This is a genomic window from Neolewinella persica DSM 23188 (genome assembly GCF_000373105.1).
Taxonomy (GTDB): domain Bacteria; phylum Bacteroidota; class Bacteroidia; order Chitinophagales; family Saprospiraceae; genus Neolewinella; species Neolewinella persica.
In genome coordinates this window covers 16,979-31,777 of record NZ_KB890451.1, presented here as the reverse complement: position 1 = coordinate 31,777, position 14,799 = coordinate 16,979, and the positions used below count along the sequence as shown (strand labels likewise).

Below are 14,799 nucleotides of genomic sequence, written 5' to 3'. Positions count from 1 at the left end.
TTGTATTTAGCTTTAATTTAATACATTGCTCAGATACTTTTATAAAACATCCAAATAGCAATCCTATCAAGAAAACTAAGGTGGAGGTAGCCACAGATGGAGGTGCTATATTGAAAGGTGATTCATTAAATAGTTCAGATTTTTATAGAGGAGAGCTTCTTCGACTTGCTCGTCTAAGTGTCTCCCAGCCCCCCCTAGGCCAAAAACTAATGGCCCTGGAAAAAGACTCCGACCGCCTGGCCGCCGCCCGAAAAAAGCTAAAAAACGCCATGAACATCGGCAGCCTGCTACAGCGCCTGGACAGCCTGGCCTTCATGAAGTTCCCCATCGTGATGTCCGACACCATCGGCGGGGTAATAACCACCATCGCCTTTGACAAACTGGAGCTCTACCCCGAGTACGCCGAAGTGGAAGTACTCCTAGGCATGAAACTCCCCCAACGTACCGTCAGCGCCACGCTGGGCCAGCCAAAGACGGATGCTGATGGGGAAATCATCGAATATGTAGAGCTGATCTTCGGCACCCCGAACCTGAAGATCAGCCACAACGGCGGTATTGTGGGGGAGGCAACGCTGGGGCTCTACAACAACGTCCCCATCGGGACGATGGACCCCAACAAATTCGGCTTCATCCTGGAAGGGTGGCGGGAAGAGCCCAACGGACTGAGCGGAGACCAGGCCGGCACCCAAAAGTCAGGCACCTTCGTGACCATCGACTGCGACGGCTTCGTGGAAATGGGCGTAGAAGCGCAGGTAATCTTTAGCCGCGACTGGATCGTACCCGTAGATAAAAACGGCTTGCTCTACGAAGATGGTCAGGTATGGGGAAAGATATCCATGGTCGTTCAGGACTGGAACAATATGCTGGCTACCGTTGACCTGCCGGACTTTGCCCTTGCGGAGTACCCCGACCTGGCGTTCAACCTTACCAACGCCGTCTTCGACTTCAGTGACTACCGCAACAGTCCGGACGTAAAGTTCCCCCCCGGTTACCGGGAGGCTTACCTTCCGCCCGGCAACCCCAACCTCTGGCGTGGCGTCTACATCCAGAACCTGGAGATGATGCTGCCTCCGCAGTTTACCACCGTGGAGCGCGACACCAGCGGAAGCAACGGCCAAAACGGTACCGGTATGCTGATGCTCGACGATTACGGGGATCACCTGTATGCGGGTGGAAAGCTGGTGTTGCCGGACTTTCGCCTGAAGAACGGGATGAAGGACGAGAACGGATTGCCCATGGGTGGTCCGCTAGATCCCTTCGCCACCGGCCCTGCTCCCTTAACCTACCCTGCACCTGCGGCCGCGCCCCTCGATACCCTTCCGCGTGACACCATCATGAAAGCCCGCCGCAAAATTGGCGTTAATGACCTGATCATGGACGGCCATGGCGTCAGTGGCCATTTCTACGCCGACGACATCATTCCCTTCGATGAAGGACGGATGAACGAGCGCTGGCAGTTCTCTGTATCCACCCTGAAAGTGGATTTGCTCGCCTCCAACGTAACCAGCTTTGAATTCGACGGGCGTGTAGCGCTGCCCGTTTCCGAGGACGGGGAGGCATTCCTGTACGAAGCCTTCGCCTGTATCCCGGAAAAGCGGTACAACTTCACGGTCATCACCACCGAAACTTACGAGTTCAATGTCTTTAAGTTCGCAGAGGTGACCATCAAGCCGGGCTCCTACCTGAAAATCGAATCCACGCCAACCAGCTTCATCCCTTCCGCCGTGCTCTACGGCGACGCCTACCTGCGGGCGGGGAATAACGAAGGCGGCGCGACCTCCGAAGAAGAAGCGGTCTTCTCCGCACGAGTATCCTTCGACGGGCTGCAGTTCTCTACCCGTGCCCCACGCATGAGTATGATCGATGATGGCTCCGGCTCCATCGGTTTTAGTGATGTACGCCTGTTCAACTATGAAGTTCCCATCCCTTTACCCCGCATCCTCTTTACCCGCCAGGGCCCTCGCCTGACCTGCGACCTGAGCATCAACACAATGGCGCAGGGGGATAATGGATTTGCGGCGACGACGCAAGTGAGCGTGCTGGGCAAGCTGGACAGCACGAAGACTTATGACCACTACGTCAACGCAGGCCTCGACGTAAGCAGCGTTTACGTTTGTCTCAAATTGCCGAGTATCCAGGCGATTGGCATCGTTCACATCTTCGATGACGATCCGGTTTATGGAGAAGGATTTCAGGGCTCGCTCGACGTTAAGATTGGCCCCGACCCTGAATCGCCCATGTTCGCCGTTGAGATGAACGCCATCTTCGGGAAGAAAGACTTTGAATACTGGTACGTGGATGCTCTCGTGGAATCAGCGGACTGGTACCTGGAGGTAATACCCAAGGTGGTTGGTATCAACGGCATTGGTGGCGGTGCCTATTACCACATGAAAATGGAGAGTGCCGATCTTCTCAATGGTGGAAACGGGCAACTCGGCGTAACCACGAGCGGACTGAAGTACGTGCCTAACGAAAACATCGTGCTTGGCCTAAAGGTCTCTGTTCCCTTCGTCAACCCGAAACCTCCGAACACGGAGACACTTGATGGCGTCGCTACGCTGGAAATCGCCTTTAGCAAGACGGCCATTCAGGACATCATGTTTTACGGGCTGATTGAGATCATCAGTCCTGCCCCGCCCGGGGCCGACGTAGCTGGCGGTAAACTGTCCGAGACCGCCCCCGATCGCACGAAGGGTCTGGACAAAGACAAGGCTGAAACCATGAAAGCCGATTCTTTGGCGACCAGCGGGGCGAACGCTCCGGATGATGCCATTCTCGGGAGCCTGTTTTTACGCATGAACTTCGAACGAGGCTTCGAGTTTCAGGGAACGGCCCGGGTGCGCATCAGCGCGGCGCAAGGCACCATAACCGGGGAGGGCGGTATCGATATTCTCGTGAGCGCACCTCGTAAAAAATGGCACCTTTACGTTGGTGGTTACACCGACAATTCGATTACAGCCGGCGATGGATTGCCGCTACCGCCGGTCTCCGTTAACTTCATTATGGGCAATGGTATGCACGCAAGTGCGGGGGCCTATTTCCTAATCGGAAACGATCTGCCAGGTCCTCCACCCATCCATCCCGCGGCGGCTGCTTATTTTGGTATTCAGACCGACCGGGCGCACAATCGGGGAGCGCTGGCCGAGCAGGCCGCTCAGGGCACGGGCTTTGCTTTCGGCGCCTACATCTTTGCGAAGATTGAAAAGCGCACGCGGGAAAAAGGTAAGTACAAAAACAACCGTGTCATCGCGCAGTTGGGGGCTGGCTTCGATGTGTCCCTGCTGAAATACCAGTCAAATACCCGTTGTTCCGCCGATACCCAGCAATCCCCTCATGGCCACAAAGGGTGGCGGGCTACGGGCCGGATCTGGGCCTTCATCGACGCGGATGTGAAATACAGGGGGGTTGGTAAAAACCTTGGCCTTGGCGTCTTGATCGACGCTGACCTGCCCAACCCCACCTACCTCTTTATGATCTTGAAGGTTAAGGTAGTCTTCAACTTTACGGTGGAACTCGAGATCGGAGACCGCTGTGGACGCCCCATGTTGTAGCGGGAGATGGTGGTTGACGATGATTACAATTGGCTACTGATTTGCTTTTAACGCGAATCAAGAGCTAAAACTGAGGGATCGGACACTCGGAGGTTACGATAGTCCTTTTCTGCGCGACGGAGGACCTCCGAGCCTCCGCATCTGGCTTGATTTAGCCCTTGATTCGCATTTCTACTATAAATTTTACACGGCTACCCGCCACGAAGTTATTCTAATGAGATTTTTACTTTTTCTACTATTTGTCGGCGGCGGCATGCTTACGCTTGCTGCGCAAGATGGGGAATACAAAACGTTCCAGAAAGCCAGTGCTGACAGCCTCTTCGTTCGCTGGGCTCCGCAATCGTGGGCGACGTTCGAACATGCGATTGACGGCAATATGACCCTGGAGGCTTTTAGTGTTTCGGGCACGGATACCCGGCCCGAACTGACTTTGTTGGAAAGCCGGAATATGAAGCCGTTAGCATACGCAACGTGGCGGGCTTCGCTCACCCGCTCACCGTGGGATACCATCGCACTGGCTTCCGTTCACATTGAGCAAATGGACGCTTCACTGCTGGAAGAGACTTTCCTGTCCCCGGAGTACGAAGACACAACGGAGGAAGAGTTTGAAGCCCGCTGGCGGGTAAGCGAGTATGCACTGGGCTACGATTGGACGGCTATTGAAAGGTCTGGAATGGGATGGGCGCGGCCGCGGGATGCAAAGACCGTTAAGTACCTGGTTAAGGTTTTTCCCACTCCTCAGGGAGATACGTTATACTACAGTTTTTCACTGGAAGACTTCGAAGAACCGGCGGTCCCCACGCTTAACGCAAAGTTTCGCGACCGCCGTGCTGAGCTGGAGTGGCGAACCATCGACGCCAAGCCAATCTTCTTTGCCTGGCACCTGGAGCGCTCCGATGCGGGTGGTCCTTTTCGGGACGTATTCGAACTTCCTCTGATCAACGATTATGATACTACCGCAACGGTTGCTGAACCGCTGAAAAAGCTGTACCACACCAACCGATTTGAGCGTAACGAAGACTCTATCGTTTTCCGTTTACGGGGCCAGGACTACCTTGGGGGGCGCAGTGTACGGTACAGCGAAGCCCGGGGCAAAGGAGCCGAAGACATTCGCTTCAGCCCCCTGCTGACGCGTACGGAACAAACGGACAGTAACTACGCCGTTATTTACTGGGAGTTCGACCAGGAGACGGCTGACCTCGTAACTGAATTCCGCATCGTTCACACGGATTCCACCGACGGGAAGTACGAAATTGCCATGGAGGGAATACCCCCGACCGACCGGAAAGCAGTGTTGCCCATGAAGTACCGTTCTAATTTCTTTAGGGTGCAGGCGGTTTCCAAACAAGGGACTGTTTACAGCTCGTTTGAGTCGTTGGTCATGGCCTACGATGTTAGCCCGCCCGTGATGCCAGCTGATTTTACTGGCTATATCGATACCAATGGTCTGGCACATCTGAGTTGGTTGGTCAGTGACGAACCTGATCTTGCTGGTTTTTATCTCTTCAAAGGCAACGATCCGAATTTGGATTTAGCCATGATCACGCCCGATCACCTGCCCGGCCCCACCCACATCGACTCGGTGGATATGGTCGACCCGGCAGAAACGGTCTATTACCAGTTACGCGCACTTGACTTTAGGGGGAATGGCTCAGAATTTACGCCTGTACTCGCTCTAAAAAAGCCTGACGTTTATCCTCCAGCGCCCCCGCAGATCAAAGAAGTGGATAATAATGGTGGAGCAATTACCCTTAGCTGGACGACCAGTCCCTCCAAAGACGTAGCCACTTACCAACTTTATAAGCAGCGAATGGACGCGGCGGGAGACTATTCTCTGATAGCGGAGTGGGGGGTAGCTGATTATCCGGGTAATTATCGGGATACCCTGGTCGAAGGGGGCTCCGCCTACAGTTATAAACTCAGGGCCATGGATGATGATGGCCTGGTATCCGACTTTAGCGTTCCTGTGTCCGCCCGTTTGCGTGATTTTGGTCTACGCCCCGCTATCCAGGATCTCACCCTCGCCGCCAATGCCGACGAGCGCACCATCACCGTATCCTGGACCTATAACCAGAAACCCCGCGAGTTCTACCTTTATCGGGGTACGGAAGACCAACCGGTCTCCCTGCTCAAAGTCCTTCCCGGCAACGACCGAATGTTCCTCGATCAGGGGATACGCAAAGGCACTACTTATAAGTACCTAATGCGGGCGGTGTTTCCTGATGGGAAGGTGTCGCCCTTCACTAATGAAGTGATGCTGTCGTTGAATTGACGTTCCTTAGCCTCAAATACTTGGAATGAAATCGTTAATATTTCAAATGAGAGGTTTCCGGATCAAGAGTCATCACTGCTTTGGTGCAACCCACACTGCTCTTCATTTTCAAAAAGTACGAAGCAAGGCGAATAGGAATAAGAAGTATTAACTTGGCCGCTGCTTCAATTTTCGTCAGCCTGTTAATGCTTCAACATCAAACCGCAAAAGACCAATCGCCTTCCCGTTACCCTCACCGCCGCCGGCGAACGGGCACTCAAATCAGGCCATCCGTGGTTGTTCGACGGGGCCATTGCCAAGATGAAAGGCGATGGGAAGGCTGGCGACCTAGCCGTTATTTTTAGCTTCAAAAAGAATAAATTCATTGGGGTGGGGCTGTACGATCCCGACTCGCCGATCCGGATCAGGGTCTTGCATCAGGGGAGTCCGGTGCAGATAAATACGGACTTTTTTCGGGCGCGGACGCAGGATGCAAAGAAAGGTAGAAGAGCCCTGCTGGCCACCGATACCAACGGCTACCGCCTCCTCCACGGGGAGAACGACGGTTTCCCCGGCCTGGTTACCGACGTGTACGCCGGGGTCGCAGTCATCAAAGTGTACTCTCCTGTCTGGTTCCCATTCCTTCAGGAGCTGATCCCGGTCATCGTCGGGGCGGCGGAGGCACAAACGGCGGTACTCCGCCTCTCCCGCAATGTGGAAAAACCGGCACAAGCAGTTGGCTATACCGATGGGCAGGTGGTTTTCGGAACCCTAGATAAGGAGGACGTCATCTTCAGGGAACACGGCCTGCAATTCGTGGCCAACGTAATCAAAGGCCACAAGACCGGCTTTTTTCTCGATCACCGGGACAACCGCCGCAGGGTGGGGGAGCTGTCCGATGGACAAGAGGTGCTCGACGTATTTAGCTACGCCGGTGGCTTCAGTGTACATGCACTGGGTGGCGGTGCCACCCGGGTCATCAGTCTCGACATCAGCGCGCCAGCACTGGCCATGGCTCGCCGCAACGTCGCCCTCAACTTCGGCGAGGAGGATACCCGCCACGAAGTACTCGCCGAAGACGCCTTCGTTGCCCTCGAACGCCTCCGAGCGGAAGGGCAGTCTTTCGGAATTGTTATCGTTGATCCGCCCAGCTTCGCCAAGCGGGAAAAAGAAGTGCCGGGTGCCCTAGAAGCTTATCGCCGCGTCAACCGCCTGGCCATCCCGCTGGTAGCACCGGGTGGCATTCTGCTGGCTGCTTCGTGTTCGGCACGGGTGCCTGCGGAGACCTTTTTTGGTGAAGTCGAAAAAGTGTTGCGGGCCTCTGGCCGGACCTTTACTTTATTAGCAAGGACTTTCCATGATGTTGATCACCCAATTGGATTTCCAGAAGGGGCTTACCTGAAGTCGGGCTATTATCGGTTGGGGTAGTTATCTGATCCCCGGCACTTGTGCCGGAATGTTGTGTCGGCACAAGTGCCGGGGAACAAATGAAGGTTTTTCCTCAATCCAATCTCTCCACTCTTTTCGTACCTTAACCCTACACAGCTGATTTAACTATTTAATGCGCCTACACATCATCATTCCCGTCATCAATGAGGCGGAAAACTTAAGAGAGTTGCTGCCTTTTCTCCAGTCCGAGTTGTCCGGAAACGGACAAATCACGGTGGCGGATGGCGGGAGCACGGACGATACAGAAACCATCATTGCTCAGGCCTCCGGTGTTCAACATATACGGTGCCAACGTTGCGGCCGCGCGCAGCAAATGAACGAGGCGGCAGCATTAAATCAGGAGGAGTTCGATGTGGTCTATTTCGTCCATGCCGATACCCGACCACCCCGTGGTTTTTACCTGGATATTAAGCAGAGCGTTAGTGCCGGATTTCCAGTAGGCTGCTATCGCTTCAAATTTGATACTTGGCATCCGATGCTGATGATCAACGCCTACTTTACTCGTTTCAAAGGACTGGCCTGCCGGGGCGGTGATCAATCGCTGTACCTCACTACCGAAGCGTTTCGTTCTCTTGGCGGCTTCCGCGACATGAAAATCATGGAAGACTACGACATCATTCAGCGGACGTGGGCGCGCGAGTTCCCGTTCCGCGTCATACCCCGTTCCGTTACGGTATCTGCCCGGAAGTACCGGGCCAATGGTTGGTTCCGGGTCCAGATGGCTAACCTCAAAGTGTTCCGGATGTACAAGGCCGGTGCGCCGGAGGAAGCAATGGTAGCGCAATATCGGAAAATGTTGAAGCCTTGGTGAAATATGCACTCGGGAGTTTTTGGTAAAACGGTGACCACGGAGTGGTCGAATCTTATTTGCCCCGGGTGAAAGCTCGCAAAGCGGGCTTTTACCCGGGGCATGAGGAGGGGGTACGCGTTGCGGCGCTGCGCGCTGCCTAATTGCCGCCCCCCCATTCTACACCCCGGATTCCGGTCGCGTAGCGGCCTACATCCGGGGTTGCTCAGGGTTGACTCCTACGGAGTCTATTGAGCTGCTTCAGAGAAAAGTATCGTGGATTGGTTCCAGACTAAAGACCATAAGCCGTGACCCTTCACTCAAGGTAAAATCTCATCGGGACATTATACTCTACCCGCACAGCCCGCCCTCTTTGCCGACCGGGTATCCAGCGGATCTCATTTTCGTTCATAGACTCCACTGCTTTGAGAGCGGCCAGGCCGTAACCTGCGCCGACGTCACGCACGATCTTAGCGTAAGTTACCGAACCGTCCGCTTCGACTACAAATTGGATGACGGCCGTACCGGTCACGCATGATTGTACTTGTAGTGGCGTCAGTTTCAGGTTGGTGTGTAGGTATTCCAGAAGTTTTCCGTCAGAACATTCCTTTCTTTTTTCTTCTGCAGTGAGGTGTTCACAGCCTGGGAAGCGAGGCATTTGCTCTACAATCTTGAACGGCTCGTCAGCATTGGAATGAGAGGGCGGCGGCGGTGGCGGTGGAAACGGCACCGTCTTTTCCGTAAGCTTAAATTTCACCGGCATATTAAAGCGTACCCGTACGGGTTTGTCCATTTGCTCGCCCGGCGTCCAGCGCAGGTTTTGCTCCACCATCAGATTAATGATGCGGAGGGCTTCGGCTCCGGTGTCTGCGCCTGGGTCACGTACTATTTTCGCTTCCGTTACGGCGCCGTCTTTTTCAATATAGAAACTTATAACGGCCATGCCTTCCACACTGTCGCGCCAGGCGAGATAGGGGTAGCGCAGGTTACCATAAATGAATTCTAGCAGCAGGCTGTCGGCACATTCCTTGTCCTTTGGGTAGACTAATCCGTTGTCACAACCGGGGAAGAGGGGCATTTTTTCGCGGATGGAGCCTATGAAACCCTTTTCTATGGGATGGTTATGTAGAGGAGGTGGCGGTGGAAGAACATCCTTAAATGGTTTTCCGGGTAAAGGTTTGGGAATACTGTCCGTCATCACCGGAATCACTGTAAGGGAAGGCCTTGCCTGAACGGAGGAGAACGCAGTTGTCAAAATGGTTAATAGCAGGCATGCTTTAAGTAAGTAGTTAGTGAGGCGAAGCATCGTTAGACGGTTTTCGGACAGATGCGGATACTAGCCTGTATGGTGTGACCGGTAAAGCCTGATACTTACCACCGTTTAGCAGGCATTGCTCCCGCCACCGCAAGAAACAAATAAAAAGGAGCAAGCATCGCATCGAAGATCATATGCCGGCCAACTGGAAGGGCTTGCTCCTCCAAACCTTTCCCTGCACCTGCGGGCGCGCCCACTGGATAAACTTGTCTGAAAACAGGGCGTATCAGAAGGTAGCGCAGTCCGTAAATACCCAGTGCGAGCCACCACCAGGGGGTAAATAACAACAAGAAACCAAGCAGAAAAAACAAGCCATGGCTTAGCGCCAGGAGGCCAAGTAATACCTGATGAACGAGCCGGTAGCGAAAACCTACCGATTGATGGCGCATACGCTGGCGCAAGAATTCACTCCGGGTTGTTGCGGGGGCAGACTTGGTTATACTATGGGGGTGAGTAACGCGTACAGTGGCTTCTGGCAGTGCGGCTCCGCCAATTAGCAGGTCATCATCTCCTCCGGGCAGGTCTGCGTGGGCCTCCAGCCCACCAGCGTGGTGGAAGAAAGTCTTTGTGTAGGCAAGGTTGCGGCCAACGCCCATGTAGGGGAGTCCTCTACGTGCAAAGCCCATATACTTCAGGAGTACGTACTTCGCTTCAAAGCTTTGCCATACGGACAATTCGTTGTGTGGATCCGAGGTGTACAGTCCGATGCCGAGGACGACTTCAGCGCCCTGCCGGAGTGGTTTGGTCATCAAGTTGAGCCATTTGTCAGTGGCGGCGGTACAATCCGCATCGGTCAATAGCAGGTGCTCATATCTTGCGTTTTTAATACCGAAGGTAAGGGCGTCTTTTTTACCAGGGCGGGTGGGGCCGGGAGTTAGTAATCGCACGCGGGTATCCTGTGCGGCGATACCTGCTACTACTGCGGCTGAGCTGTCGGTGGAATTATCGTCGATAGCTAAAACTTCAAATACTCCGGCAAATTCCTGGTTTAGAAGGCTGCGTAAACAGGCTTCGAGGGTCGTTTCTTCATTGCGGAAACAGACAATTACGCTGACTGGAGCGGGCGGCTGACTTTCCGGAGCTAAGGCGGACTCTTTCTTTAGACCGTCTCGTAAATAATAGCTCCAAAAAAACAGTTGGAGGCCGGCAGCGGCCAGGAAAGCGATCAACATTACACCTCACTCACGATGTCATTCCACTCGGGGTGGCGCGCTAAGTAGGCAGCGACGAAGGGACAATAAGGAAGTACGATCAGCTCATTATCGCGAGCGTGCTGTAGGGCGGTGCGGATAAGGGCCCCGCCGATGCCTTGCCCCTGTAATTCTTCGGGAACTTCGGTGTGTACCAGGGCTATCTTATATCGGCCAAGCCGATATTCTAACTTGGAAATGAGCGCACCGCTTACGACCTCGAAGCGAAATTTCTTAGGTTTGTTTACTACGTGTATGGTATTGTCGGCCATGTTAGGGAGCGGGTTACGTAAAGCGAACGTTGAATTCGCCGCATTGGTTGTGGGGGAAATTTGTTGACAATGATACGATGTTTTGGCCCCGCAGCCTATTTCTTTACCCGTTTCTCATTAGCCTTGACGAATCCTTCCCAGCCGGAGAACTTCTTTCCTCCGCCCAGTACGCCGCGGGTCTGATAAAAATGGCACATGGCTACCCCAAGGGCGTCGGTAGCATCTTCGAGGTAGCGGGAGGTGTCGAGGTCAAACTCATTGGCCAGCATAGCCGCCACTTGCTCCTTACTGGCGTTGCCATTCCCGGTGACCGATTGCTTGATCTTACGTGGGGAATACTCCGTAACCGGCACGTCCTGACCCATAGCCGCAGCCATACAAACACCCTGCGCCCGGCCCAGCTTCAGCATCGATTGAGGGTTTTTACCAAAAAAGGGGGCTTCGATGGCCATCGTGGCTGGCTTATGGGTGCCGATCACCTGGGTGAGCCGGCGATGGATGGTCGCCAGGCGGTCGGCATGGTCGGCCAGTTTGGCGAGTTTAAGGACGCCAATCTCGACAATCCGCCGCGATTTAGGGTGGATCTCCACCACGGCAAAGCCGAGAGCGACCGTTCCGGGATCAATGCCCAGGATACGGTATGGAGCGGCGTCTGCCTTTTTCTTCTTTGGCGGGAGGGGCAATGTTGTAGTTTTGAGCGACGGAGCGCGGCTTTGAACAATTATGGCCAGAGCCCGTCGGACGAACCTTTGCCGACTACGTAAGGCCAAGAGAATGTGCTTCGCAGTACTTCGTGCACATCAGGCGGCCGGGTAAAAACGGAGAAGGCGTAATAGCTAACCAATAATTACCACAAAGTACGGCGTTTTTAACCTTAGCCAACAAATAATTTGACCGGAACAAAAAATAATCCTTTTAGCCCGAGAATCCGAAAGTGGGCCATGCGCCTGCTAACGCTCGGCGTGCTGGTAGCCTTTGTCTGGCAGTTTCATCGGCTGAGTAAGGATTTGGATTGGGCCGCTTTCAGCCGGGCGTTGCGCCGGCCAGGGCAGTGGCGTTTTTTGCTAATGGCCATAGCCTTGATGCCGGTGAACTGGTGGTTAGAAGCCAGGAAATGGCATGGTTTGCTGCGTGTTTTCCTGCCGTGGTCGTTTGGACGAACCTGGCGGGCAACATTAGCCGGCGTTTCCCTGAGCGCCGCCACACCTAATCGGATTGGAGAAATCGGAGGCCGCCTGTTGGTTGCGGAACGGGAGGAATGGCCCGGTGTAATCACCTCAAGTGTGTTAGGGAGCGCGTGCCAATGGGTAGCCTTTCTGTTGTTAGCCTGGCCGGGGTTGATGTGGACAGCAGACGGATTGCTTCAGGAGGCGCTGTCCTTCTCCGTTGCGTGGTTGTGGCCAGTAGGGCCACTGATTTTACTGGCTGGCTGGTGGGTGGGGATGCCCCTGCTGCTCCGGGGGGTCAAATGGCTGGGGAACCGCTTTAAGCTGGATCAGGAGGCGTTAGTGACGGGGTTGATACAAGTTAAAATCCCCGTAATGTTGTGGGCCGCAGCGCACGCTTGCCTACGTTTCAGCGTTTACTGTATGCAGCTTTACCTGTTGCTATGGTTTTTTGGCCTTGAACTCCCCCTGTGGCGAGGGCTGGCCGGAATTGCGGCAATCTACCTGGTTCAGGCGGGGATTCCGTTGCCTCCAGGTCTCAATCTGGTAACCCGGACGGAGCTTGGGGTGTTGTTATGGAATACGGGCGAAAGCGCGGAACCGGCAGCAGCCATAGCGGTGTTAGCTGCTTTTACGAGCCTTTTTGCCGTTAATGTTTTGTTACCGGCGTTACCGGGCTACTTCCTGTTCGTCCGAAACTATAGAAAAAGTAAACATCAATGAAAACTCATCTACTCCGCATTGCTCTTTTCCTGGCGCTCCCGCTGGGTTTACTGATGAACGTTTCCCCTGCTGACCGGTCGGCAGAGGGGCTGGGCCTGCCATTAACTCGTTTTGCACCTGCGTTCGCGCCAGGCTTTGATGATGTACATTTCGGAAAAGAACCTCCGGTGCCGGAAGTTTTTCATCCGCCCTTTGCCATTCCTGATGTTTGTGATACGGATAACAAAGTGTTCCAGCCCGGGGAGAAGATCGTTTATAAACTCTACTATAACTGGAATTTCGTTTGGCTGGCAGCGGGCGAGGTAACCTTTTTGGTGCACGACTTGCCCAACCAGTACCACGTGATGGTGCGTGGCCGGACTTATGAGAGCTACGAGTGGTTTTATAAAGTTCGGGATAACTACGAGAGCTATCTCGATAAGAAAACGTTGCTCCCTAAAATTCACATTAAAGACATTAACGAAGGCGGCTATACCCGCTATGATCGTACGACGTTTTATCAAAAAGACGGCAAAGCGGTTAGTCAGCGGGGTAAAACACGTGATGACCTGAGCCCAAAGGAAATGACCCTCGACGAATGTATGCATGACCTGATCTCCATCGTATACTACGCACGTAATCTGGATTATGCGCAGATGAAAACCGGGCAGAAAATTCCGCTAAAAATCCTGATGGATCAGGAAATATACCCCATTTCGCTGAAGTACCTGGGGCCAGAAAAGGAGACGAAAATTCGGGGAGTGGGTAGGTTCAATACGCAGAAATTCAGCCCGCAGCTCATCGCCGGAGATGTCTTCAAAGAAGGGGATGAGATGAGTATCTACGTCAGCGATGATGAGAATAAAATTCCGGTACTGATCGAGTCGCCCGTAAGCGTAGGTAGTGTAAAGGCCGTGCTGAAGACTTACGAGGGGTTGAAATATCCGATGACGGCGTTCATCGATAAGTAACGCGAATCAACGGCTAAAAACAGAAGCCGTATTTTGATGCACTGGTGCCCGCAAGGGACCTCCGCACAGAAATCATGCTGTAATTCCGTCGAGGTGTAGCCTCGAAGGCCCGAATCGTCCGGTTTGTAGGGTCGACCCTCGCGGTCGCCCCTGCAAAACCGGGATTTCACTAAGTTAATCAGTGCTATTTTAGTTAGCGCTGGATTCGCGTAGGTTATCTAAGAGCGCTTAGTAGTGTACCTGGTGGTATTGGTCTACTAATCATTTGAAGGAGTGAATTTTCTGCACTACCATCCGTTAGACATAGAGAACATTAGAGGTGATAAACTTCGATGATTCACGAACTACCGATTCAATCGTCCAAAACACCAAAGCATGCGCACCATTTATACCATCCTCATTACCGCAGTACTGGCCTTTCTACTTGGCCTGGCTGTTTTCTGGGGATTCTCTAATGCCGGAGGACAGACAAGTCATGAAGAAGCGACGGTCTTACTGGAGCAGATCCGGAAAGTCACCAAATTGGTGACGGTGGAAGGCGATGTGAGCGAGCTGTACAACTCTACAAAAACTAAACAAGTCACCCTGTATATTCCCTTGCCCACGCATCTCTCTTTTGAGAAAAGTGCGACGGTTCAAGTCGAAGGAACAGTTTTGGTAGGGTATGATCTCGAGCAGTTGACCATCGACGTCAATGAAACTAACCGTACCATTACCTTAGGTAACCTGCCTGAGCCAGAAATTTTGGCCATTGACCACGAGATGATCTATCGGAACCTGGAAGAAAGCTGGTTCAACAGTTTCACGGCTGAGGATTACAGTAAGTTGAATAAGGAGGCAAAAGATCGCCTGCGGGCTGAAGCTTTGAAGAGTAAGCTTATGGAAGAGGCGCGCCTGGAGGGAAATACTTTGATCGATGCCATTCGTTTTCTGGCTGAGGGGGCGGGTTTTGAGGTGTTAATTGAAGGAGAGCGCCCTGCTGTGCCCAAAGATTAATCCCTTGAGTAACGAGTTGGAGTTCGGTTAATAGAATGATCGGCAGGTTCAACGTATCGTTGTGTTGAGGAAGTTGCAAATGCAATTGGACCAAGGTAAGGGTAACAAAAGCGCCCGCACTCCAGGTCAGGAGCGCGGGCGTAGATCAA

General features: G+C 53.5%; 11 protein-coding genes. 7 read left to right on the top strand and 4 right to left on the bottom strand.

The genetic code is table 11. The annotated features are described in order from the left end of the window. The first annotated feature begins 209 nt into the window (after nucleotides 1–209). The 4 genes from B036_RS0120905 to B036_RS0120890 all read left to right on the top strand — a co-directional run bounded on the left by B036_RS0120905 (nucleotide 210) and on the right by B036_RS0120890 (nucleotide 8,062). A complete protein-coding gene (locus B036_RS0120905) occupies nucleotides 210–3,551 on the top strand; it encodes a hypothetical protein (protein ID WP_020570689.1) in 3,342 nt (1,113 codons plus the stop codon). Nucleotides 3,552–3,765: 214 nt separating this feature from the next. Further along, nucleotides 3,766–5,823: a fibronectin type III domain-containing protein gene (locus B036_RS0120900; RefSeq protein WP_026232191.1), complete on the top strand. Its 2,058-nt coding sequence runs from the start codon at nucleotides 3,766–3,768 to the stop codon at nucleotides 5,821–5,823. A 195-nt stretch (nucleotides 5,824–6,018) separates the two neighbouring features. Next, nucleotides 6,019–7,230, top strand: coding sequence for a class I SAM-dependent rRNA methyltransferase (locus tag B036_RS0120895; RefSeq protein ID WP_026232190.1), 1,212 nt, complete (start codon nucleotides 6,019–6,021; stop codon nucleotides 7,228–7,230). A 133-nt stretch (nucleotides 7,231–7,363) separates the two neighbouring features. Further along, nucleotides 7,364–8,062 (top strand): glycosyltransferase, encoded by a 699-nt coding sequence (locus tag B036_RS0120890; protein ID WP_020570686.1) that lies wholly within the window; start codon nucleotides 7,364–7,366, stop codon nucleotides 8,060–8,062. A 292-nt stretch (nucleotides 8,063–8,354) separates the two neighbouring features. On the opposite strand, the gene B036_RS32430 is transcribed toward B036_RS0120890, so the two are convergent. The 4 genes from B036_RS32430 to ruvC form a co-directional block, all read right to left on the bottom strand. Beyond that, on the bottom strand, nucleotides 8,355–9,344 hold the full coding sequence (locus B036_RS32430) for an energy transducer TonB (protein ID WP_157472279.1): 990 nt from the start codon (nucleotides 9,342–9,344) through the stop codon (nucleotides 8,355–8,357). Nucleotides 9,345–9,409: 65 nt separating this feature from the next. Then, nucleotides 9,410–10,525: a glycosyltransferase gene (locus B036_RS0120875; RefSeq protein WP_020570684.1), complete on the bottom strand. Its 1,116-nt coding sequence runs from the start codon at nucleotides 10,523–10,525 to the stop codon at nucleotides 9,410–9,412. Then, complete coding sequence (locus B036_RS0120870; RefSeq protein WP_020570683.1) at nucleotides 10,525–10,815, bottom strand: GNAT family N-acetyltransferase; 291 nt, start codon at nucleotides 10,813–10,815, stop codon at nucleotides 10,525–10,527. Before B036_RS0120870 ends, B036_RS0120875 begins: the two co-directional genes overlap by 1 nt. Before the next feature lie 95 nt (nucleotides 10,816–10,910). After that, nucleotides 10,911–11,498: a crossover junction endodeoxyribonuclease RuvC gene (gene ruvC / locus B036_RS0120865; RefSeq protein ID WP_020570682.1), complete on the bottom strand. Its 588-nt coding sequence runs from the start codon at nucleotides 11,496–11,498 to the stop codon at nucleotides 10,911–10,913. Between the two features lie 258 nt (nucleotides 11,499–11,756). Here ruvC and B036_RS0120860 point away from each other — a divergent pair, with 258 nt between their 5' ends. The 3 genes from B036_RS0120860 to B036_RS0120850 all read left to right on the top strand — a co-directional run bounded on the left by B036_RS0120860 (nucleotide 11,757) and on the right by B036_RS0120850 (nucleotide 14,650). Beyond that, entirely contained in the window at nucleotides 11,757–12,704 is a 948-nt protein-coding gene (locus B036_RS0120860; protein ID WP_020570681.1) for a lysylphosphatidylglycerol synthase domain-containing protein, read from the top strand. Beyond that, on the top strand, nucleotides 12,701–13,654 hold the full coding sequence (locus tag B036_RS30365) for a DUF3108 domain-containing protein (RefSeq protein WP_020570680.1): 954 nt from the start codon (nucleotides 12,701–12,703) through the stop codon (nucleotides 13,652–13,654). Before B036_RS0120860 ends, B036_RS30365 begins: the two co-directional genes overlap by 4 nt. 375 nt (nucleotides 13,655–14,029) lie before the next feature. After that, nucleotides 14,030–14,650: a DUF4230 domain-containing protein gene (locus B036_RS0120850; protein ID WP_020570679.1), complete on the top strand. Its 621-nt coding sequence runs from the start codon at nucleotides 14,030–14,032 to the stop codon at nucleotides 14,648–14,650. The last annotated feature ends 149 nt before the right edge of the window (nucleotides 14,651–14,799 follow it).